The 21,954-nt window shown below is 72.0% G+C and carries 18 protein-coding genes and 1 pseudogene; 7 read left to right on the top strand and 12 right to left on the bottom strand.

Going from position 1 to position 21,954, the window contains the following annotated elements:
• The first annotated feature begins 231 nt into the window (after nt 1-231).
• Nucleotides 232-876 carry a zinc-ribbon domain-containing protein gene (locus tag ACTB72_RS12940; RefSeq protein ID WP_463037410.1) on the top strand — a complete coding sequence of 215 codons (645 nt, stop codon included), beginning with the start codon at nt 232-234 and terminating at the stop codon, nt 874-876.
• A 202-nt stretch (nt 877-1,078) separates the two neighbouring features.
• On the opposite strand, the gene ACTB72_RS12935 is transcribed toward ACTB72_RS12940, so the two are convergent.
• The 6 genes from ACTB72_RS12935 to argB form a co-directional block, all read right to left on the bottom strand.
• Complete coding sequence (locus ACTB72_RS12935) at nt 1,079-3,766, bottom strand: TIGR02302 family protein (protein WP_463037409.1); 2,688 nt, start codon at nt 3,764-3,766, stop codon at nt 1,079-1,081.
• 105 nt (nt 3,767-3,871) lie between these two features.
• Entirely contained in the window at nt 3,872-5,140 is a 1,269-nt protein-coding gene (gene lysA / locus ACTB72_RS12930; RefSeq protein WP_463037408.1) for a diaminopimelate decarboxylase, read from the bottom strand.
• Nucleotides 5,141-5,255: 115 nt separating this feature from the next.
• On the bottom strand, nt 5,256-5,945 hold the full coding sequence (locus ACTB72_RS12925; RefSeq protein ID WP_463037407.1) for a helix-turn-helix transcriptional regulator: 690 nt from the start codon (nt 5,943-5,945) through the stop codon (nt 5,256-5,258).
• 7 nt (nt 5,946-5,952) lie between these two features.
• Nucleotides 5,953-6,285, bottom strand: a complete 333-nt coding sequence (locus ACTB72_RS12920; RefSeq protein WP_463037406.1) for a hypothetical protein — start codon at nt 6,283-6,285, stop codon at nt 5,953-5,955.
• 282 nt (nt 6,286-6,567) lie between these two features.
• Nucleotides 6,568-6,936 (bottom strand): hypothetical protein, encoded by a 369-nt coding sequence (locus tag ACTB72_RS12915; RefSeq protein WP_463037405.1) that lies wholly within the window; start codon nt 6,934-6,936, stop codon nt 6,568-6,570.
• Between the two features lie 453 nt (nt 6,937-7,389).
• Complete coding sequence (gene argB / locus ACTB72_RS12910) at nt 7,390-8,277, bottom strand: acetylglutamate kinase (RefSeq protein ID WP_463037404.1); 888 nt, start codon at nt 8,275-8,277, stop codon at nt 7,390-7,392.
• Between the two features lie 287 nt (nt 8,278-8,564).
• Here argB and ACTB72_RS12905 point away from each other — a divergent pair, with 287 nt between their 5' ends.
• The gene (locus tag ACTB72_RS12905) at nt 8,565-8,969 is read left to right on the top strand and encodes a PRC-barrel domain-containing protein (RefSeq protein WP_463037403.1); all 405 of its coding nucleotides are present in this window, start codon (nt 8,565-8,567) and stop codon (nt 8,967-8,969) included.
• Between the two features lie 294 nt (nt 8,970-9,263).
• Here ACTB72_RS12905 and yihA read toward each other — a convergent pair whose 3' ends face one another.
• Both yihA and ACTB72_RS12895 read right to left on the bottom strand, forming a co-directional pair.
• Nucleotides 9,264-9,941 (bottom strand): ribosome biogenesis GTP-binding protein YihA/YsxC, encoded by a 678-nt coding sequence (gene yihA / locus ACTB72_RS12900; protein ID WP_463037402.1) that lies wholly within the window; start codon nt 9,939-9,941, stop codon nt 9,264-9,266.
• Nucleotides 9,938-10,711, bottom strand: coding sequence for an MOSC domain-containing protein (locus ACTB72_RS12895; protein ID WP_463037401.1), 774 nt, complete (start codon nt 10,709-10,711; stop codon nt 9,938-9,940). Before ACTB72_RS12895 ends, yihA begins: the two co-directional genes overlap by 4 nt.
• A 158-nt stretch (nt 10,712-10,869) precedes the next feature.
• Here ACTB72_RS12895 and ACTB72_RS12890 point away from each other — a divergent pair, with 158 nt between their 5' ends.
• Nucleotides 10,870-11,475, top strand: a complete 606-nt coding sequence (locus ACTB72_RS12890) for a carboxymuconolactone decarboxylase family protein (RefSeq protein ID WP_463037400.1) — start codon at nt 10,870-10,872, stop codon at nt 11,473-11,475.
• Nucleotides 11,476-11,616: 141 nt separating this feature from the next.
• Here the strand turns inward: ACTB72_RS12890 and yidC are convergent, their stop codons facing one another.
• Nucleotides 11,617-13,431 carry a membrane protein insertase YidC gene (gene yidC / locus ACTB72_RS12885; protein ID WP_463037399.1) on the bottom strand — a complete coding sequence of 605 codons (1,815 nt, stop codon included), beginning with the start codon at nt 13,429-13,431 and terminating at the stop codon, nt 11,617-11,619.
• 261 nt (nt 13,432-13,692) lie between these two features.
• Between yidC and pgl the strand changes: the two are divergent.
• The 4 genes and pseudogenes from pgl to ACTB72_RS12865 form a co-directional block, all read left to right on the top strand.
• Nucleotides 13,693-14,550, top strand: a pseudogene (gene pgl / locus ACTB72_RS12880) (6-phosphogluconolactonase); the annotation flags it as partial.
• A gap of 75 nt (nt 14,551-14,625) precedes the next feature.
• The gene (gene pgi / locus ACTB72_RS12875) at nt 14,626-16,248 is read left to right on the top strand and encodes a glucose-6-phosphate isomerase (protein ID WP_463037411.1); all 1,623 of its coding nucleotides are present in this window, start codon (nt 14,626-14,628) and stop codon (nt 16,246-16,248) included.
• A gap of 352 nt (nt 16,249-16,600) precedes the next feature.
• Nucleotides 16,601-17,599 carry an NADPH:quinone oxidoreductase family protein gene (locus ACTB72_RS12870; protein WP_463037398.1) on the top strand — a complete coding sequence of 333 codons (999 nt, stop codon included), beginning with the start codon at nt 16,601-16,603 and terminating at the stop codon, nt 17,597-17,599.
• A 165-nt stretch (nt 17,600-17,764) separates the two neighbouring features.
• Nucleotides 17,765-19,009 (top strand): multidrug effflux MFS transporter, encoded by a 1,245-nt coding sequence (locus ACTB72_RS12865; RefSeq protein ID WP_463037397.1) that lies wholly within the window; start codon nt 17,765-17,767, stop codon nt 19,007-19,009.
• Here ACTB72_RS12865 and ACTB72_RS12860 read toward each other — a convergent pair.
• The 3 genes from ACTB72_RS12860 to ACTB72_RS12850 all read right to left on the bottom strand — a co-directional run.
• Nucleotides 19,006-20,079, bottom strand: a complete 1,074-nt coding sequence (locus ACTB72_RS12860) for a lysophospholipid acyltransferase family protein (protein WP_463037396.1) — start codon at nt 20,077-20,079, stop codon at nt 19,006-19,008. The genes ACTB72_RS12865 and ACTB72_RS12860 overlap by 4 nt on opposite strands.
• Nucleotides 20,076-21,497 (bottom strand): cytochrome P450, encoded by a 1,422-nt coding sequence (locus ACTB72_RS12855; RefSeq protein ID WP_463037395.1) that lies wholly within the window; start codon nt 21,495-21,497, stop codon nt 20,076-20,078. The genes ACTB72_RS12860 and ACTB72_RS12855 overlap by 4 nt, the downstream gene beginning before the upstream one ends.
• A gap of 252 nt (nt 21,498-21,749) precedes the next feature.
• A partial coding sequence (locus tag ACTB72_RS12850; RefSeq protein ID WP_463037394.1) for a PfkB family carbohydrate kinase occupies nt 21,750-21,954 on the bottom strand: 205 nt, incomplete at its 5' end.

The raw sequence follows: 21,954 nt of genomic DNA, 5'->3' as shown, positions 1-21,954 counted from the left end.
CGCTGCGTCCGGCCTCCCGCGGCGCGGGGCTACGTGGGCGCGTGCGGGGACGGGGCGGGGGCCGGGGCGTTCGGCTGCGGGTTCCTGCGGGCGAGGGCCGCAGGCGCCCCCCGACCGGCGCGCAGCCCTTGGCCGGGACGCATCGGCGCGTTAAGACAATCCGCATGTCTTCGTCCGCGCCGCCGCCTCCCGCGCCCGGCGCGGCCTGCGGCGCCGCCGAAGGATCTGCTCATGCGCGTGACCTGCCCCTCCTGCACGGCCGTCTACGACGCCCCGGACGAGTCGCTGGGCGCCGGCGGACGCCGCGTCGAGTGCAGCGCCTGCGGCGAGCAATGGTTCCAGCCCGGTCCGGAGCTGACCGCGTTCGACCCCGCCGCCTCGCGCATGCCGGGGATGGAGGCCGCGGCCGAGAGCCTGTCGAGTCTGCGCGAGCCCGAGCCGGCCGAGCCCGCGACGGCGCATGAGCCTCTGTTCGCCCCCGCGCCCGCCTCCGCTCCGGCCCCTGCGGCCAGGGAGCTTGAGGCCGAGCAGGCCGGGCTCGACCCGCTGCCGGCGCTGCGCGAGCGTCCGGCCCAGCGGCGCCCGGCCTCCATCGACGCCGAGCGCCTGTCCGCCGAGCTGCGCGCCCGCGACGAGACGCCCGCGCGCCAGTCCCGCGGCGGCGGCGGTTTCGTCCTCGGCTTCGTGCTGGCGCTGATCGTGTCGGGCGGGCTCGCCTTCGCCTATCTGCAGCCGGGCAAGGTGGTGGCGATGGTCCCGCAGGCCGAGCCCTATGCGGCGTCCTATGTGCAGATGGTGGACCGCGCGCGGGCGAGCGTGGAACGGGTGGCCGCGCAGGCGAAGCTCAAGATCGAAGAGCTGACCAGCAAGATCTGACGTCGAAGCGGCGGGGCGGCCGCGGACGCCTCGGCCCCCCGACCTCTCGGGTCCGCCGAAATGAAAAACCCCGCGGCATCCCGCGGGGTTTCTTCGGCGCCCGGCGCCTGCGTCCCTGATCCCGAAGGCCGCTTGCGGCCGGAGACATTGGCTTGCCCGGAACGGGCGCCGGATAATTCCGCCCGCCGCCGAAATCGCCCGGTCAGAAGCGCTCGAGCAAACGCCTCAAATAGTCCAGCTCCACCTCCGGCCGGGTGCGGTCGCCGGAGCGGCGGCGGATCTCGTCGAGCAGCTCGCGCGCCCGCTTCAGCGCCTCCTGGCCCGGGACCTCGGTGTCCGACCCTTCCAGCGCCCCGCGATTCGCGGTGGGACGGCCGAGCGGGTCTCGCCCCTCGTCCGCCGCGTTGGGGTCGCCCTGGCCGGCCCGGTCGCCCTGGCCCTGCTGGGCCTGCTGGCGCATCGCCTGGCCGAGCTGCCGCGCTCCCTCGCGCAGGTTCTCCATCGCCCGCACCTGATCGTCGAGCGCCTCGCCGGGCTGATCGCCCTCCAGCGCGCCGCGGGCCTCGTCCATCGAGCGGTCGGCGTCGCGCAGCGCCTGCTCGGCTTCGGGCGACAGCCCGCCGGGCAGCTGCTGGCGCAGGTCGTCGAGCAGCTGGCGCAGCGCCTCCTGCCGCTGGGCTTCGGAGCCGAGCCCGCCCGGCTGGCGCCCGCCCTGGCCGGGCATGCCCTGCTCGGACCGGCCCTGATCGCCGAGCTGTCGCCCGCCCGGCCCGCCGGGCTGGCCCTGCTGACCGGGCTGGCCCGGCTGACCCTGCTGGCCTTCGCCGCCGGGCTGGCCCTGGCCCTGACGGCGCTGCATCTCCTCGAAGGAGCGATCCGCGAGATCCTGCTGCTGGCGGAGCATGTCGTTGAGCTCGTCCAGCGTCTGCTCGCCCTCGCCGCTCTGCCCGTCCTGGCCGCGCTGGGCCTGCATCTGCAGGTTCTGCAGCATCTGGGCGAGGCGTTCGAGCATCTGCTGGGCGGTCTCGGGGTCGCCGTCGCGGGCCATCCGCTCGATCTCGTCGAGCATCTCCTGCAGGTCCTGGCTCTGCATCTGCCGGCCGCGCTGCTCGCCCTGCTGGTCGAGCTGGTCGAGATTCTCCATCGCCTGGCGCGCCATTTCGCGCAGATATTCGTTCATCGCCTGTCGCATCTCGTCCATCAGGCGGGCGATCTCGTCCTCGTCCGCCCCCCGCTCCAGCGCTTCGGACAGACGCTCCTTGGCCTGGCGCAGGCGTTCGGCGGCGGAGTTGACGTCGCCTTCCTCCAGCATCAGGGCGGCGCGCCACAGCATGTCCATGACCTCGGATGAGGCCTCGGCCGAGGTTCCGGCCTCCAGCGCGTAATCCAGCCGGCGCATGGCGGTGCGGATCAGCAGGTAAGGCCCGGCGGCGCCGTCGAAATATCGGTCGGGGAAGGCGGTGATCGCGCGCAGGCGCTGGCGGGCGGGGAAGAGGTTGGAGAGGCTCCAGGCCATCGCCCGCCGTTCCTCCACCAGGGCCCGCGCCATCGGGTCGTAGAACGGGCGGGCGGGCAGCAGCACGGGGATCGCCGCGGTGGTCGCCTGCTGGCCCGACGCGTCCTCGGCATGCAGCGCGATGGTCACCGGGAGGCCTGCCCAGGGATGCTCGGTCAGATCCTCGATCAGCGCCTCGCGCACCGATTTCGCCGAGCCGGTCAGCGGCAGCGGCAGCTCGACTTCCATCGGCTCGCCAAGGCCGGGAGGCGGCGGCAACATGCCGGAATGCGCCCCCAGCCGGCCGAGATCGAGCGTGATCACCGCCCAGCCCGCGGTCAGCCCATGGTCGTCCTCGGCCGAGAACCGCACCTGCAGCGCGCCGGTTTCGGCGGCGGAGATCGCGGGTTCGGTCTCATGATCGAAGGCGATGGCCGGGGGCGCGTCGTCGATGACGGTGAGCGTCCACGAGGCCAGCGTCTCCCCCCCCAGCGTCACTTCGAGGGGGCCGGAGCCGGTCGCCTCCACCTGGAAGTCCCAGGCGGCGTCGCCGAAGGGGGTCAGCGCGGCGGCCGGGTCGCCGACGCCCTGGGTCAGCACCGGCTGCGCGGGGGCGTTGTAGACCCGCAGCGACACGCGCGAGCCGGCGGGCAGGGCGATCGTCTCCCCCAACCGCTCGGTCAGGTAGATCATCGGGGCGTCGGTATAGGCGGGGGGCGCGGCCCAGGCCTCCACCGTCGGGGCGATGACGCCGGGGCCGGAGGCGCCGGCGCCGGGGTCGAAGGCCTGCACAATGCGCCCGCCCCCGGTCCCGGCGGCGGCGAGCAGGCCGAAGATCAGCAGAATCAGCGCGGTCAGGCGGAAGGCCAGCGGGTCGCGATGCGAGACCCGGAATTCGGGGGCGCGGGCGCGCAGCAGGCCGGCGCGTTCGGCCATGCGGCGGCGATGCGTCTCCCATACCGCGCGGGCGCCGGCGTCGGCGCGGCCGATGGCGAGCGTGTCGTCCAGCGCGGCGATGGGGTGGTCGGGGGTCTCGATTTCCAGCGACCGCCGGGCCTGGGCCTGATCGGGGCGCACGAAGCCGCGCAGGCCCCACCAGACCGCGCCCGCCAGCGCCGCGGCGAATCCCGCCAGCGCCGCGACATGGGCGCCATGCGGCATCGCCTCGAACCCGCCGGCGAGCGCCAGGCCCGCGAAGGCCGCGATCACCGCCCAGGCCGGCCAGATCGCCAGCGTCAGCCGTTCGAGCCACATCGCGCGCAAGGCGCGCCTGGTCTCCGCCGCGATTCGCGTCTCGGCCCTGGCCATGCGGGCGAAGTCGCCAGCCGAATCGGCGGAGGAGTCACGTCTGGGTTCGCCCGGGGCGGCCCCTGCGGGATGCGATTCGTCGGACATGCGCCGGCCCTCCGCGTCTCGCCGCCGCGACCTTCGCCGCCCCGGGGCTCGGGGCGGAGACGATGCGGCGGGCCCGGGCGGTCGCGCTTCGCGCGGACCCGGACTTCAGCCGTTCCAGTCCGGGATGCTATCGCGGGCGAGCATCGCTTCATACGAGGGTCTCGCCCGGACCACGGCGAATTGATCGCCGCGGACCAGCACTTCCGGGATCAACGGACGTCCATTGTATTCCGAAGACATTGACGCGCCATAAGCGCCTGCGGATCGGAACGCGACCAATTCGCCCGGGGCGACCGGCGGCAGGGCGCGGCCGCGGGCGAAGGTGTCGCCGGTCTCGCAGATCGGACCGACCACGTCGACTTCGGCCTTCTCCTCGCCCGGTGCGGGCTCGATCACCGGCACGATGTCGTGCCAGGCGTCGTACATCGCCGGCCGGATCAGGTCGTTCATCGCGGCGTCGACCACCAGGAACACCCGGCCCTCGCCCTGCTTGCGATAGATGACCTCGCTGACCAGGATCCCGGCATTGCCCGCGATCAGGCGGCCGGGCTCGATCTCGATCTCGCAGCCCAGATGCCCGACGGTGCGCTTGATGACGGCGCCGTAGTCGAAGGGCAGGGGCGGGGCCTCGTTGGTGGCCTGATAGGGAATGCCGAGCCCGCCGCCGAGGTCCAGCCGCCGGATGGCGTGGCCGTCGGCGCGCAGGGTCTCGGTCAGCTCCGCCACCTTGGCGAAGGCCGCCTCGAAGGGCGCGAGGTCGGTGAGCTGCGAGCCGATATGCACGTCGAGCCCGATGACCTCGATCCCCGGCAGGGCGGCGGCGCGGGCGTAGACCTCCCGCGCCCGCGAAATCGGGATGCCGAACTTGTTCTCCGACTTGCCGGTCGCGATCTTGGCATGGGTCTTCGCGTCCACGTCGGGGTTGACGCGCAGCGCGATCGGGGCGGCGACCCCCATGGAGACGGCGACGGCGGAGAGCGCCTCCAGCTCCTCGGCGCTTTCCACGTTGATCTGGCGGACGTTGTTCGCGAGCGCGAAGCGCAGCTCGTCCGCGGTCTTGCCGACGCCCGAGAACACCACCCGCTCGCCCGGCACGCCGGCGGCGAGCGCCCGGCGGAACTCGCCTTCCGACACCACGTCCATGCCGGCGCCGAGATCGCCCAGCGTCTTCAGCACCGCGAGGTTGCCGTTGGCCTTCACCGCATAGGCGATGAAGTGGTCGGTCCCGGCCAGGGCCTCGTCGAACACGCGGTAATGCCGCTCCAGCGTCGCGGACGAGTAGATGTAGACCGGCGAGCCGACGGCGGCGACGATGTCGGCCACCGGCACGTCCTCGGCATGGAGGGCGCCGTTGCGGTAGAGAAAATGGTCCATGGGCCCCCCGAAGGCGTCTGCGTCGGCGCTTTGGGTAATGCGGAAACCCCGCAGGCTCAAGCGGGACGGGGCGGCGTTGCGTAGGGCGGGTGCGAACCCGCCGCCCCCGGTCGGGCTAATGCGGCCCGTGATCCAGATGCGCGAGGTAGTGCTTCAGACTGCGGTCCGGCATCGCCGGGAATCGCTTTTCCAGCACGCGCATATGGGCGATGCGGTCGAAGCGGAAGTTGCGGTAGGCCTCGCGCCGTTCGCACCACGCGAGCAGGGTCCAGCGCCCGGTCCAGGCCATCAGGCCCAGCGGCCAGACAACCCTGGCCGAGGCCGCGCCCGCCGCGTCCCGATAGCCCAGCAGCAGTTTGGCACGCGCCTCGCACGCCTCCCGGATCCGCTGGTGACGCTCGCGCAGCGCGGCGTCCGTCGGCAGGACCGGAGCGCGGTAGGGCAGCTCGTCGGCGGCGGCGAGCGCCGGGTCGTCGAGGATGGCGCGGATCTTCGCCACGGCCTTGCGCGCGGCGGAGGCGAGGATCGGGTCGGTGAACGCCTCCACCATCCTCGCCCCGACCAGCAGGGCCATCACCTCCTGGCGGTCGAACATCACCGGGGGCAGGTCGAAGCCGGGGGAGAGCCGGTAGCCCACCCCCGCCTCGCCGTCGATCGGCACGCCCTGGGCCTGAAGATCCGCGACATCGCGATAGACCGTGCGCAGGCTGACCTCGAGCGCCTGAGCGAGCTCCCGCCCCGTGACCGCCATGCGGCGGCCGCGGAGCAGGGTGACCAGCTCGAACAGGCGGTCGGCCCGGCGCATTCGCGGCTCAGGCCGCCTTCGCGGAAGCGTCGGGTCCGCCCATGCAGGCGCTCAGCACCGGGGCGACGTCGACCTTGTAGCTGCCTTCGACCATCATCGACAGCAGGGCGGACCCGCAGCCCGAGGGGCGGAAGTCGGCGTCGGCCGCGTCCTTGCTGGCCCGGTCGGCCCAGAACAGCAGGTCGACCACCCGCCCGTCCGCGTGTCGGGCGACGCAGCGATAGCGGAAGCCGGGGCGGGCGGCGGCCCAGGCGTCGATGGGCGCGGAAGCGGCGACGAGCGCGGCGTCGCTGACGTCGCCTTCGAGGCGGTATTCCATGTGGCTGAGGATATCGGACATTTCGGCGCTCCCATATCTGGCCCCTGCGGGCCGCCCCCGCCAACCGGGGACATGGACACCCTGCGCCCTCCCTGCTGACAGCCTGCCGTCAGGAGCGTCGCGGCGGAAGCCCGATTTTTTCGAGGAGGGGCATGTGACGGACAGGACGGGATCGGGGGGGGGGAAGGACGGTCCGCGGTGAGAATGGCGCGGGCGCGTCGGGCGTTCGGCGGCAGGGCGCGTGGGACACGGGGCGTGAGGCAGGGCGCCTGAGACAGGTCGCGCGAGACAGGGGGCGAGCGCTCAGGCGGCGCGGACCGGGTCGGCCGCGCCGCCCAGCATGCGCATCAGGTCCACCGACAGCGTCTCCGGCTCCCCCGGCAGCGCCACGCGGCGACGGATGAAGCTGCCAGGAAGGATATGCTCCACCGCTTCGGCTTCCGCCCAGTGGATCAGCGCCGAGAACCCCGCCCCCGCCGCCTGCGCCGAGGGGCCGTCGCGCCAGATCAGCGCGTCGATCCAGCGCCCGTCCCGGCGCTTGCAGCGGATGCGGCCGAGGAACCCGTCCTGACGGCGCGCCCAGGCGTCGACCTCGGCTGCGCCGCGCTCGATCTCCTCGTCGGTGACGCCGTCGCGGGCGCGGTATTCCATCAGGTCGATGATGCGGGGCATGGCGGGTCTCCGGAACGGGCCGCGGAAGCGGCGACCCCGGGCGCGCCGACGGCGCGTCCGGGGGAGGTGATTTCAGTCGGTCGGGGCGCCGGGGGCGGAGGGCCGCCGGCGCTCGGAGGATCATGGGCCGGGCCTGCTGACAGGGTGGCGTCAGCAGACGGCGCCCGTTCCGGGCGTTTCCGCATCTCCGGCCGCCGGCGCGGCCTGCGGGATCGGCGCGTCGCCTGCTTGCGCGGAACCCGTCTGCGCGACGCCCGATGGCGCGACGCGGGATCTTGCGGCGCCGGCATGCGCGACGCCGGATCGCACGACCCTGGATCGCATGACGCCGGGCCCCGCGCGTGACGCGAAAACCGGTCGGCGGCGCAACCCACGCCGCCGGTCCCCCGCCGCGCGGGCGGTACGGGGCCGTCGGCGCGACGGTCGTCGCGCGGCTTTCCAGCCTGGCGGCGGTCAGCGGGCGGTTATCATGGTCCCGGCGCCATGCGAGGTGAACAGCTCCAGCAGGCAGGCATGCGGCTGGCGGCCATCGAGAATCACCACCGCGTCCACCCCCGCCTCGATGGCGTCGAGCGCCGTGCGGCACTTGGGGATCATCCCGCCCGAGATCACGCCCGACGCGATCAGCGCCTCGGCCCGATCCTTGGTGATGTCGGCCATCACCTCGCCGTTCTCGCCCTTCACGCCCGCCACGTCGGTCAGCAGCAGCAGCCGCTCGGCCTTCATCGCCCCCGCGATGGCGCCCGCGGCGGTGTCGCCGTTGACGTTGAAGGTCTCGCCCTTGGTCCCCACGCCCACCGGCGCGATGACCGGGATGTAGTCGGAGGCGATGAACGTCTCCAGCAGCCCCGGATTGATCTTGGTCGGCGTGCCGACGAAGCCCAGATCCAGCACCTTCTCGATCATCGAATCGGGGTCGCGCGTGGTCTTCATGGTCTTTTCGCAGATCATCAGATCCGCGTCCTTGCCCGACAGCCCCACCGCCTTGCCGCCCTGGCGGTTCAGCGCGGTCACGATCGCCTTGTTGATCCGCCCGGCCAGCACCATCTCGACCACCTCCACGGTGGCCTCGTCGGTCACCCGCAGCCCGTCGACGAAATTCGACTGGATGGCGAGGCGCTTGAGCATCTGCTCGATCTGCGGGCCGCCGCCATGCACCACGATGGGATGCACGTTGCACTGCTTCATCAGCACGATGTCGCGCGCGAACCGCTCCAGCGCCGGGGCGTCGCCCATGGCGTGACCGCCGAACTTCACCACGACGCGGGCGCCGTCATAGCGCTGCAGATAGGGCAGGGCCTCGCTGAGCGTGCGGGCGGTGGCGATCCAGTCGCGTTTCATCGGCGTCTCCCATCCGGGCGGGGCGAGCGGTTTGACGCGCGCGCAGGGTCGAGCGCGCAAGCGCTCCGGCCGGCCTCCTTACCGCCCGGGGGCGGGGGGCGCCAAGGGTCGCCATGCGGCGCGGCGCGATCTTCGCGTCCGTGTGACGTCGGCGCGCGGCGCCCGGATCTGGGTCATTTGGCGGCGAAGCGGCGCCGCCCCTTCCAAGTCCGCGATCCGCCACCACGTTGGTAGGCAAGGGGCAACCATCGGACGCGCCCCGCAGAGGCGCCCACAGGAGACGACCCATGAACATGACGCAGAACGCCACCATGACCGACCGCGAGCTCGAGAACGACGAGACCGTCAGCCTGATCTCCTCCGCCAAGGTGGACGGGACGCGGGTCTACGGGGCCGACGACGAGAAGATCGGCCATGTCGACCACCTGATGATCGACAAGCGCGCCGGCCGCATCAGCTACGCCGTGATCAGCTTCGGCGGCTTCCTCGGCATCGGCGAGCGGCTTCACCCGCTGCCCTGGACCTCGCTCGCCTATGACGAGCGCCTCGACGGCTACCGGGTCGCGGTCACCCTCGACCAGCTCGAGGGCGCGCCCGAAGCCAGCGCCGGGGATCCGCGCTGGGACGACGAAGGCTATCGCAAGGGCATCAACGACCATTACGGCGCGATGCCCATCGCCCCGGTGATCTGACCCAGACCATCGCGCGTCGCGCCCCCGCGAGACGGGGATGCGGCGCGCCTCGTCACCTTCGACCGCCGGTCCCGATCAGGGGCCCGTCGAAGGGGGCGCCGGCGCGTTTCGCCGGCGCTGCGGGAGCTCTCGCCGGCACGTCGTCAGGCGAGGGCGGTTCGGGCCGGCGGTCCCCGCCCACGGCCCGATCAAATCCCGTCTTCGCGCGGTGGCGGCCCTGTCACGCCGCCGCGCGTCGCCTGACCCCTCCGGCCGACTTGCGCCGGATCGAGGAGAAGGCCCCGGCGCCCTCCGTCAGTCCCTGAGCAGAGACGCCGCGGAGGCGCGCACCCGCTCCAGCCCCTCGTATTTTTCGGACGAAGTGGTCAGGATCTCCGGGAAAGCCGCGGCATGGCGGGCGAGAGCGGCCTTGGTGGCCTCCTCGATCCTGCGCATCTCCGCCGCCTTCAGCTTGTCGGCCTTGGTCAGCACCACCTGGAACGGCACGGCCGAGCGGTCGAGCAGGTCCATGATCTCGTGGTCCACGTCCTTGGGCCCATGGCGGCCGTCGATCAGCAGGAACACCCGGCGCAGCGTGGTCCGGCCCGCCAGATAGCCCTTGAGCGTGCGCTGCCAGGCCTCGACGATGGGTTTGGGGGCCTCGGCGTAGCCGTAGCCGGGCAGGTCGACCATCATCAGCCGCTCGCCCACCGCGAAGAAGTTCAGCGATTGCGTGCGGCCCGGCGTGTTCGACGCCCGCGCCAGCGCCTTGCGCCCGGTCAGCGCGTTGATCAGCGACGATTTCCCGACATTGGAGCGCCCGGCGAAGCAGATCTCGGTGCGATCCGCGGGAGGCAGGTGCTTGAGCTCGGGGGCCGAGAGGATGAAGTCGACCTCGCCGGCGAAGAGCAGGCGACCCTCCTCCTCCAGGCTCGGCTCGAGGTCGGAATTGACGGTGAACTGGACGCCCTTCGGTGCGATGGGGGCGCTCATGCCGCGGCCTCCAGCCGGTCGCCCAGCGCGATGGGGGCGCCGGCGATCACCTCGGCGAAGACGCCGAAATCCTTGTGGCCGCAGCCTGATTCGAGCGCGCCCAGCATGTCCGTGTCCTGCAGCCCGGTCTCTGGGTTGGCCATGGTGGCCGAGCATCGCTCGATCCGCGCGTGGATGCGCAGGGTGGCGTCGCCAAGGCGGATGTCGCGGCCGACCAGGTCGAACTCGGCCCAGGGCGCGGCGCCCTCGATCCACAGATTGCCGCGGAAACGGCGACGGTCCGGCGCGACGCCGGCGCGGTCAGAGATCTCGGCCAGCGAGGCGTCGGACAGGATCGAGATCCAGGGATTCGGGTTGTCGGTCATGCCGCGGTCGGGGCAGGGGGCGAGGCGGGCCGGGCGCGGGGCGCCTTCGGGGATCAGCCGGTCGACCCAGGCGATGAGCGCGGCTTCGCCCTCGGGCGCGGCGGGGTCGGCGGTGATCTCTCCAGCCTCGGGATGGCGGAAGGTGATCGCGCCATCATCGGCGGCGACGACGGAGACGGCCATCAGGCCGGGGAAGGTCGCGCCGCGCAGGAAGGTGGTGCAGCGGGTCCAGGCGGGGGCGTCGAAATCGAAGCGCGACTTTTCGTGCGCCAGCGCCCAGGCGCGGTCGCCGGGAAGGGTCTGGCCGGGGGCGAGGGCGATGGCGGGCAGGATCTCGGCCCCCAGCGCCTTGACCGGATGGCGGTGAATGGCGCTGAGCGTGGCGCCGAAAGCGTCGGACGGCATGGGGCGGTCTCCGGGAGGGCGCGCGGAAAGGGCGAGGGGGTCGCGCGGGCGCCACCATAACCGCGTCGGCGGGGCATTTCCATGCGCGGCGCGGCGCCCTAGGGTCATGACTTGATAAGGGAGCCATAGCAGCGCTTCCGGCCTCTGGAGGAGAGATCATGTCAGACGTGCCCGCCCCCGCCTATGCGCCGGCCACCGACCCGTCCGCCGACGGCGCCGCCCGGATCAAGCTGCCGACCGAAGCGACGATGACGCCGCGCCAGCGCGAAGTGCGCGACGCGCTGGTGGCCGGCCCCCGCAAGGGGGTGCGCGGCCCGATGGGCGTGTGGCTGCTGCGCCCGGATCTGGCCGAGAGCGCCCAGGCGCTGGGCCGCTACTGCCGGTTCGAAACCAGCCTGCCGACCCGCCTGTCGGAGCTGGCGATCTGCACCACGGCGCGGGCCTGGAACGCGGAGTTCGAGTGGTACGCCCACAAGCCGATGGCCCTGAAGGCGGGGATCTGCGAGACGATCCTCGACGCCATCCGCGACCGCCGCGACCCGCCCTTCGAGCGCGAGGACGAGGCCGCCGTGCACGCCTTCGTGAAGGAGTCGCAGGAGACGAGGACGGTTTCGGATGCCACCTACGCCCGCCTGGTGGCGGCGATCGGCGAGGAGGCGGTGGTCGATGTGGTGGGGATCGTGGGCTATTACTGCCTGGTCTCGATGACGCTCAACATCTTCGGGGTGAACCCGCCGCCGGGCTCGAAGACCGAGATGAGCTGAAGGGCGTGGCGCGGCCGGGACGGGACTCGCCGCGCTGACGCACGGCATCGCCCGCCCGGGCCGCCCGCCCTGAGATCCCAATGAAAAGGGCGGCCCGGATCCCCGGGCCGCCCTTTTCGCATCGCATCCCGAAAACTTCGGTCAGGTCTTCTTGCGCTTGAACTTCAGGCTGCTGGTCACATTGCCCAGCACATCCACCTTCACGCCCTGGCTGCGCATGATCAGGTATTGCTGGGTGAAGGTGATGATGTTGTTCGCCACCCAGTAGATCACCAGCCCGACCGCGAACTGGCCCAGCATGAACATGAACACCCACGGCATCCAGGCGAAGATCATCGCCTGGGTCTTGTCGGTGGGGGCCGGGTTCAGCTTCTGCTGCAGCCACATGGTGATGCCGAGCAGGATCGGGAACACGCCGATCGAGAGGATCCCCAGCATCGACGAGTGATCCGGCGCCGCGAAGGGCAGCAGTCCGAAGAGGTTCAGCACCGAGGTCGGATCGGGCGCCGACATGTCGCGGATCCACAGGATGAACGGCGCGTGGCGCATCTCGAGCGTCACGAACAGCACCTTGTAGAGCGAGAAGAAGATCGGAATCTGAAGGATGATCGGCAGGCAGCCGGCGGCGGGATTGGCCTTCTCGCGCTTGTAGAGGGCCATCACCTCCTGCTGCATCTTCATCTTGTCGTCGCCGACCCGCTCCTTGATCTTCTCCATCTCGGGCTGCAGCTTCTTCATCTTCGACATCGCCACATAGGATTTGTAGGCGAGCGGGAAGAGCACGATCTTCACCGACAGGGTCATGGCGATGATCGCCCAGCCCATGTTGCCGATCAGGCCTTCGTAGAACAGCAGCAGCTGCGCGAAGGGCTTGGTGAGGAAGAAGAACCAGCCCCAGTCGATGGCGTCGATGAAGCGCGGCACGCCCGCGTCCTCATAGGCCTCGATGGTGCGGTATTCCTTGGCGCCGGCGAACAGCTTGGTCTGGCTGGTCGCGGTGGCGCCGGGGGCGACGGTCATGGTCGGCAGCCGCATCTCGGTGCGGTATTCCGGCCCGTCCTGGCGCGCGACATAGCGGAAGGTGGCGTCGAAGGGCTGGCCCACGGTCGGGATCAGCGTCGCCATCCAGTATTTGTCGGTGAAACCGAGCCAGCCGGCCTCGGCGACCTGGTCGGTCTTGACCATTTCGCCGGCCCCGGCCGGAGTCTCGAACTTCTTCATGTCCTTGTAGCTGTATTCCTCCAGCACGCCGTCGAACTTGGCGATGGCGCCTTCGTGGAGGATGTAGAAGTTCACCGTCTCCGGCTCGCCGCGCCGGGCGACGTAGCCGTAGGGGGCGAGGCTGACCGCGGTCTCGCCGGTGTTCTCCACGGTCTGCTCGACGGTGAACATGTAGTTCTCGTCGAGCGACATCACGCGGCGGAAGATCTGCCCCTCGCCATTGTCCCAGCGCAGGGTCAGCGGCGTGGAGGGCGTCAGGACCTCGCCGTTCTCGATCGTCCAGTCGGTGTTGGGGCCGGGGGTGGCGACCGGGGTCTCGGCGGTCGGCAGCCAGCCGTAGACCGCGTAGAACGGATGCGCGGTGCCCAGCGGCGACAGCAGGGTGACGTCCGGCGAATCGGGCGCCATCGTCTCCTGGTAGTCCTCGAGGCTGAGGTCGTCGATCCGGCCGCCGCGCAGCGACAGCGAGCCCTTGACCCGCTGGCTGAGGATCTGGGCGCGGGGGGCGGCGGCGAGCGCGGCCTCGCGGCTGACCGGCGCGCCGGTTCCCAGCGAATCCGGCGTCCCGGGCGCGAGACCGGAGGGCGCGCCGGCCTGCGGGGCCCCTGCGACGTTCTGCTCGATCTGCTGGGCGGGCGGAGCCACGGTGGGCGCAGGTGGGAACAGGACGAACCAGACCGCGATCACCACGAAGCTCAGCGCCGCGGCGATGATCATGTTCTTGTTGTCGTCCATCGATGGACCTCTTTGCCTTGGGCGCGCATGTCGGAAGTTGCGCGCCTTTGACAGGGCCGTGAAGGGGAGGTCAAGGCGTTTTCCCGTCGCGCCGTGCGGCGGGAGGGGCGGGGACCGGGTTCCGCCGCGGCGCGGCGGGCGGTCGGGCGGCCGGTTCCCCTCGCTTTCGCGGCCCCGCGCGCGGGGACATGTTCGCGTGGTCGCGCCCCGGGGCGCGCTGTTGTGGTCGCGCCCCGGGGCGCGCTGTTGACGCGCCGCGGCATGGGGCCGAAAGTGTTGGCCGGGAACGGCGCCGAGCGCGGCGACGGCCCGGGGGTCACCAGGGAAGGGGAACCCGCCCATGCAAGTCCGGATCGCCGCAGGCGCCGGGCGCGCCCCGCGCGCGCCGAGACGACCGCGACCGTCCCGCCGTCACGGGACCCGGGCATGAGCGACGCCGACGCCGCCGCCCCACCTGCGGCCCGGCCGCTCTACGAGCTGCGCCGCTACAACGACGCGGACGAGCTCGCCGACGCCGCCGCCGACCGCATCGCCGAGCTTCTGCAGGGCGCGCTCAAGGCCCGCGGACGCGCCGTCGCCGCGCTGTCGGGCGGGGGCACGCCGCAGCGCGCCTACACCAAGCTGTCGAAGGCCCGGATCGACTGGCCGCGGGTCTCGGTCACGCTGGTCGACGACCTGTGGGCCCCGGCCTCAGACCCCCGGTCCAACAAGAACCTGCTCGACCTGACCCTGTTCTACGACGGCGGCGCCCGGGGCGCGCGGTTCGCGCCGCTCTATTCCTCCGCCGCCTCCGTGGAGGCGGGCTGCGCCGCGGCCGAGGCCGTGCTGCGCCCGCTCGCCCGTCCCTTCGACCTGGTGGTGCTGGGCATGGGGCCGGACGGGCATGTGGCCTCGTTCTTCCCCGGCGCCGATCGCCTCGCCGAAGCGCTCGACCCCAACGGCCGGGCGCTGCTGATTCCCATGCGCGCGCCCGGCCTGCCCGGCACGCGCATCACCCTGACCCTCGCCGCGATCCTTCAGGCGCGGCGCATCCTGCTGCTCTTCTCCGGACGGACCAAGGCGCGCACCTTCGCCCGCGCGCTCGGCCCCGGTCCGGTGGAGGAGATGCCCATCCGCGCCATCCTTCGCCAGCGCCTCGCGCCGGTGGAGGTGCTGTGCGCCGACATCGACGGAGCCGACGTGACGCCCCAACCCATCGCCGCCGCCTGGAAATCCGTGGAAACCGCCCGCGACCGGCTCGCCGGCCGCCGGATCGCCGACCTGTTCGACACCGACCCCGAGCGGTTCGAGCATCTATCGGCGAAGGCCGAGGACATGCTGCTCGACCTGTCGAAGACCGGGCTCGACGCCGGAGCGCTGGACGCGCTGATCGACCTCGCCCGCGCCGCCGGGATCGAGCCCCTTCGCGACGCGATGTTCGCGGGCGAACCGATCAACGCCACCGAGGGCCGCCCGGTGCTGCACGTGGCGCTCCGCGCCCGCCCCGGCGACGTCTTCGCGGCCGAAGGCGTCGACGTGATGCCCGACGTGCTGGAGACCCGCGCCCGCGCCCTCGATTTCGCCGAAGCCGTCCGATCCGGCGCCTACGCCGCCGCCGACGGCGGCCGGTTCACCGATGTGGTGAATATCGGCATCGGCGGCTCGGATCTGGGCCCGGTGATGGCGGTGCGCGCCATGGCCCCGGTGCATGACGGGCCACGCTGCCATTTCATCTCCAATGTCGACGGCGCCCACGCGCATGACGTGCTCAAGGCGCTGGATCCGGCCCGAACGCTGGTGCTGATCGCCTCCAAGACCTTCGCCACCATCGAGACGATGACCAACGCCGACACCGCGATGCGCTGGATGCGCGACGGCGTCGGCGAGGCGGCGGGGGGGCATTTCGCGGCGATCTCCACCGCGCTCGACAAGGTCGAGGCCTTCGGCATCGACCCCGCCCGCGCCTTCGGGTTCTGGGACTGGGTGGGGGGGCGGTATTCGGTCTGGTCCTCGATCGGGCTCAGCCTGATGATCGCCATCGGGCGCACGGATTTCGAGGCGTTTCTGGATGGCGGCCGCGCGATGGACGCGCATTTCCGCACCGCGCCGCTGGCCAGGAACCTGCCGGTGCTGCTGGCCGCGGCGGGGGTCTGGCACCGCTCGGCGCTCGGCCTCGGCTCGCGCGCCGTGATCCCCTACGACCAGCGGCTGGAACGGCTGCCGGCCTATCTCCAGCAGCTCGACATGGAATCGAACGGCAAGACCGCGCGGCTGCGCGACGGGCTGCCGGGCGAAACCGGGCCCGTGGTGTGGGGGGAGCCGGGGACCAACGGGCAGCACGCCTTCTTCCAGCTGCTCCACCAGGGCACGAGCGTGATCCCGGTGGAATTCCTTGTGGCCGCGACGGGGTGGGAGCCGGAGCTGGCGCATCACCACGCGCTGCTGCTGGCCAACTGCCTCGCCCAGTCCGAGGCGCTGATGGCCGGACGGACCGAGCAGGCCGCCCATGACATGATGGTCGCCGACGGCGTGCCGGAGGCGGAGGCGAGGCGCCTCGCGCCCCACCGCGCCTTCTCCGGCGACCGCCCCTCGACCCTGCTGATGTACCGCCGGCTCGACCCCTACACGCTGGGCCGGTTGGTGGCGCTTTACGAGCATCGGGTGTTCGTGGAAGGCGCGATCTGGGGGGTGAACAGCTACGACCAGTGGGGGGTGGAGCTGGGCAAGACGCTGGCCAAGGCGCTCGAGCCGATGGTGACGGGCGAGGCCTCGACGGATGGCAAGGACGGCTCCACCGCGGGTCTGATCGGCTGGATGAAGGCGCTTCAGGCCGAGTGAGGCGCGCGTCCCGCGCGCGCCGCGCGACGGCCGTCCCGCGCGTGGCGGCCGTCCGCCCGCGCGGCGGGGGCGGCGTGACGCCAGGCGGCGACGGGCGCGGGCGGGCCTCGGCGCAAGACTTTTCCGCCCGCAGGGCCTTGTGATGCCGGCCGAGCCTGATCAATCTGGCGCCCGTCCGTCGCGACGACCGGGACGGCCGGGACGGCCGCCCGGCCCGACGACGACACGACCAATGCAACAGGCGCCGCGGGCGGGAGACCCCCCCGACGACGCCGAGGTCCGGGACTGCGGGCGAGAGGCGAGCCTTCGCCGCCGCCCGCCGGACCCGACCCCCAGGAGGAGACCCCAGACCATGAAAGCCCTGCTGAGCCGGACCCCGGGCGGGCCCGAAACCCTCGAGCTCGCCGACATCCCCGAGCCGACCCCTGGCCCCGGCCAGGTCCGCATCGCGGTCAAGGCGATCGGCGTCAACTATCCCGACGTGCTGATCATCGAGGACAAGTACCAGTTCAAACCCGACCGGCCCTTCGCACCGGGCGCGGAGCTGTCGGGCGTCGTGGACGCGCTGGGCGAGGGCGTGACTGGCTTCGCGGTCGGCCAGCGCGCCATCGCCATGTCCGGCTGGGGCGCGATGTGCGGCAAGATCTGCGTCGACGCCGACCGCTGCGCGCCGATGCCCGACACCATGCCCTTCGACGAGGCCTCGGCCTTCCTGATGACCTACGGCACCTCGCATCACGCGCTGGTCCACCGGGCCGAGCTGAAGCCCGGCGAGACCCTGCTGGTGCTCGGCGCCGCCGGGGGCGTGGGGCTCGCCGCCGTCGAGATCGGCAAGGCGATGGGCGCGCGCGTCGTCGCGGCGGCGTCCTCGGACGAGAAGCTGGCGGTGGCCAAGGCCCATGGCGCCGACGTGCTGGTCAACTACGGGCAGGCCCCGACCGACCGCGCCAGCTCCAAGGCGCTGGCCGAAAAGTTCAAGGCGGCCTGCGGCGAGAACGGGGCCGACGCCATCTATGATCCGGTCGGCGGCGCCTATTGCGAGCCGGCGCTGCGCTCCATCGCCTGGAAGGGTCGCTATCTGGTGGTGGGCTTCCCGTCGGGCATTCCCAACCCGCCGCTGAACCTGACGCTGCTCAAGGGCTGCGACATCCGCGGCGTCTTCTGGGGCGCGTTCACCCGCAAGGAGCCGGAGCTTTACCAGGCCGAACTGGCGGAGCTGTTCGCCTGGCACGCCGCCGGCAAGCTGAAGCCCGAGATTTCGGCCCGCTTCCCCCTGGAGAAGGCGGGCGAGGCCATCGCGCTGCTCGCCAGCCGCGGGGCCACCGGCAAGGTGGTGGTGACGGTCGACTGACCGGCCGCGCGCCCCCACCCGTACCGGGGGGGGGCGCGCGATCCCGCGGCGCTGCGGCGCAGCATGAAAGCCTGCGGACGGACTGGCGCTCGTCGTCGGCGATGCTATGTTCTCCTTAACATTTTGCAGTTACGCTCCGGCGACCCCCGGACCGCAGGCAGATCCATGACCCCCACCGACACCGTTCCGCCGGCGCGCCGCGTTCCGGGCTTTCCCGAATTCGTCGGCCTGATGGCCAGCATGATGGCGCTGACCGCGCTCAGCATCGACGTGATGCTGCCGGCGCTGCCGCTGATCCGCGAAGAATACGCCGTCGGCGACGTCAACAGCCAGCAGCTGGTCGTCACGCTCTACGTGCTCGGCTTCGGCGCCGGGCAATTGTTCTACGGCCCGCTCTCGGACCGCTACGGGCGCAAGGCGGTGCTGGGCTTCGGCCTGGTGCTCTACGCCGCCGCGTCCTTCTGGTGCATGATGGCCGGCAGCTTCGAGAACCTGCTCGCCGCGCGCTTCGTGCAGGGCGTGGCCAACGCCGCGCCCCGCGTCATCGCCGTGGCGGTGATCCGCGACGTCTATGGCGGCCGGCGCATGGCCGAGGTGATGTCCTTCGTGATGATCGTCTTCATCATCGTGCCTGCCATCGCGCCGGCCATCGGCTCGGGCATCCTGCTGCTGGGCGACTGGCACGCGATCTTCGGGTTTCTCGGCATCGTCTCCGCTGCGATCCTGATCTGGACCACCCTGCGCCTGTCCGAGACCCGCCCTCCCGAACTGCGCGAGCCGATGTCGGTGAAATGGCTGCTCGCCGCCTTCCGTCAGACGCTCACCACCCGCCAGACGCTGGGCTACACGCTCGCCGTCGGCTCGGTCTTCGGGGGGATGATGAGCTATGTGAACTCGGCCCAGCAGATCTTCGTGGTGACCTATGACGTGGGCGCGAGCTTCCCGCTGCTGTTCGGCGTGGTCGCGGCGGCGCTGGCTGCGGCGGCGGTGATCAACAGCCGCATGGTGATGCGGGTGGGGATGCGGCGGATGGGGCATACGGCGCTCTTCGGCTTCGCCGCGGTCGCGGCGCTGCATCTGGCGCTCGAAGTCGGGGTGGGGCCGCTGCCGCTGTGGCTGTTTCTGGGGCTGATGATGGGGCAGCTGTTCTGCTTCGGCTTCATCATGCCCAATCTCAACGCGCTGGCGATGGAGCCGATGGGCCGGATCGCGGGCACCGCCTCGTCCTTCGTGGGCGCGGTGACCACCGGCATCGCGGCGTTCCTGGGCTGGATCGTGGGGCAGAGCTTCGACGGCACGGCGCTGCCGCTCTGCATCGGCTTCGCGGTCTACGGGCTGATGGGCCTGGGCGCGACCCTGGTGACCGAGCGCGGAAAGCTGTTCCGCGCGGTCGACGCCGGGGCCGCCTAGGCGCCCTGCGCCGGCGCGCGCTTCGGCCCGCGCCGGCCCCCGCCTCCCTTCCCTTTCCCCTTCCCGGCCCCACCGGGCAGGTGGTTGTCGAGAAAATACCACTGGTCGACATTGTCCCGCACCAGCGGCGCCAGCGCCGCGTCGAGCAGCGCCACGTCGTCGAGCAGGCGGGCGCCGCGGACCGTCTCCGGCGGCAGCGCGATCGCCGGCCGGATATGCAGGTCGAAGCGGAAGCCGTCGTCGCGCCGGCGGATGTGCCAGGGGCAGATCCGCGCCCCGGTCTTTCGGGCGAGCCGGGCGACCGTGGCGTAATTGCCCTCCGCATGGGGCGGACGGCCGAAAAGCGGGCCGCGGATCTCGTTTTCGAACGCCTCGTCGCAGAACACCGCCAGCACGTCGCCCCCCGTGAGCGACCGCAGGATGTCGCGGGTCCCGAGCCGGCCCGGCGTGAACAGGCGGAACCCGGCCTTGCGCCGCACCCGGTCCGCGATCCAGCGCCGGCCGCGGCGTCTGGGCGGCACATGGATCAGCGCGAGATCCGCATGGGGGCTCAGCGCCACCGCCAGCAGTTCCCAGTTGGAGACATGCGGCCCCATCAGGATCACCCGGCCTTGCCCCAGCGCGTCGGTCAGATGCTCCAATCCATGCACCACGAGCCGGTCGGGATGTCGGGCGAGCGCGGTCACATGCGCGTATTCCACCAGCTGCCGGCCCTGCGACTCGACATTGAGGCGCACGATCTCCTCGCGCCCCGCCTCGTCCAGCTCCGGCCGGATCCGGCGCAGATTGGCGCGCATCGCCTGCAGCCGGCCTTTGCGGCGGCGATACATCACCCGGCGCGACAATGCGGCCCCGAAGTCGGAGCACGCGTCCATCGGCGCGAGCTTCAGCGCGAAATGCATCCCGATGTCGAAGGCGTCGCCGAGACCGTCGCGCACCCAGCCTTTCCAGAAGCGCGCGCGCCCCTCCCCCCCGGCGAAGAGATCGGCGAGGCCGGGCCGGGGTTCGGGCACGTAGGTCCAGGGCTTGCGGCGTTCGGCGCGGACGGGCCGGGGGGCGGCCTCGGTCATCGCGCGTGCAGGGTCGCGGGCAACCCTCCCTTCGGGCGGATGGTCAGGCGGCAGACCGGGACCACCTGGCGGTCGTCGGCCACCTTCACCCGGAACCGCTGGGCGAGGGCGGCGAGGCAGAGCACCGACTCGTTCAGCCCGAATTGCAGCCCGGGGCAGAGCCGCGGGCCGGCGGAGAAAGGGATGTAGCTGTAGGGCGCGGGCCGACTGTCGCCGAGGAACCGGCGCGGGCGGAACAGGTGCGGGTCCTTGTGCAGCCCCTGGCTGCGATGCAGCAGCCACGGCACGATCAGGATCAGCGCCGCCTTCTCCACCTCCACATCCCCGATCCGGTCGGCCTCCTTCGCCTGACGGGCGAGGATCGGCACGGGCGGGTAGAGGCGCAGCGTCTCCTCGATCACCGCCCGGCAGAGGTCGAGGCGCGGCACGTCCTCGAGGGTCGGCGGGCGGTCGCCGCAGACCTCGGCGATTTCGGCATGGACGCGGGCCTCGATCCACGGCGCGCGCGACAGCAGGAACCAGGTCCAGGTGAGGGTGGAGGCGGTGGTCTCATGCCCCGCCATGAAGATCGTCGCCGCTTCGTTGCGCAGCGCCACCACGTCGAGCCCGAGCTCGGGGTTGCGCTTCTGGCGGCGGATGAGAAGGTCGAGCATCGAGGCGTCGTCGCCCTCGCCCGCCAGGTGATCCTCGATCACCCGGTCGATCACCGAATGCACCCGGCGCACCGCGCGGCGCAGCGCCGGCGTCGGCAGCACCGGCAGGCCCTCGTCGAAGCCGAGGAAGTAGCCGATGTTGATCTGGTCGACCATGGATTGATAGGCGGTGAAGCCCTCGGTCACCTCGCGGGCCTGGTCCGGACCGAGGTCGTTGCCGAAGACGGCGCGGGAGATGATCTCGGCGGTCAGGGCGGCCATTTCCGACAGGACGTTGACCTCCGCCCCCTCGCCCAGCGCCTGCCAGCGGGCCGCCGTCTCCTGCGCGGTGCGGCTCATCACGTCGCCGAAGGCGGGGACCCGGTTCTTGTGCACGATGTCGGAGACCAGCGGCCGGCGGCTGCGCCAGGTGGCGCCGTCCGAGATGAACAGGCCGTCGCCGATCAGGCGTTCCAGCGCCCGGCGCATCTGCGGGCTTTTGCGTTCGTAATTGTCATGGCGCTTGGCGACGACGTGGCGGATGGCGTCGGGATCGTTGACCAGCACGATCTGGCGGCCGAAGAGGCGCTTCTGGTCGACCTTCGCCACATGGTCGGATTCCCGCCAGATCGAGAGGAAGTCGCTGCGCGCCCCCGCGATCATGTCCAGCGCGCCGCCGATCCCGGGGCGGGGCCGGTAATAGGCGGCGTGGGGGGGCTCGAGCCGACGACGGTCCGCGTCGCGGGACTCCACGATCTCGGTCTTGCGGTCGCGCCAGGCCAGCATCGCGGGGGGTCCTTCCTTGCGCCGGGTCGGTGACCGCCGCGGCCACCGGGCGACCCGACGTCCGGGGACTATAGGGGGCGGGCGCGGGGGGATGCCAGACCGGTCAGGGGGGCGAGGGAGCGTCGGGATGATCGGGACCGGAGTCGGGCGCGGGCCGGCCGACCTGGGCGGAGGGGCGGCGCGATGTTTCGGCCATGCCGCCGGCGGCTTCCTCGCAGGGCAGGCGAAGACGCGCCAGCAGGCCCGCGGCGCTCAGGCGAGGGTCGCACGCGCCTCGACCTCCGCCCGCCGGGCCATGGCGTCGGAGGCGCCGTGCCGGGTGACCGAGATCCCGGCCGCCACGCAGGCGAAGCGGGCGGCGGCGACCGGGTCCGCGCCCTCGGCCAGCGCCACCGCGAAGGCGGCGGCGAAGGCGTCGCCGGCCCCGGTGGTGTCGACCGCCCGGGCGCGGGACAGG

It is taken from the genome of Albimonas sp., from assembly GCF_055129145.1.
This window is presented reverse-complemented; position numbering and strand designations above follow the sequence as displayed.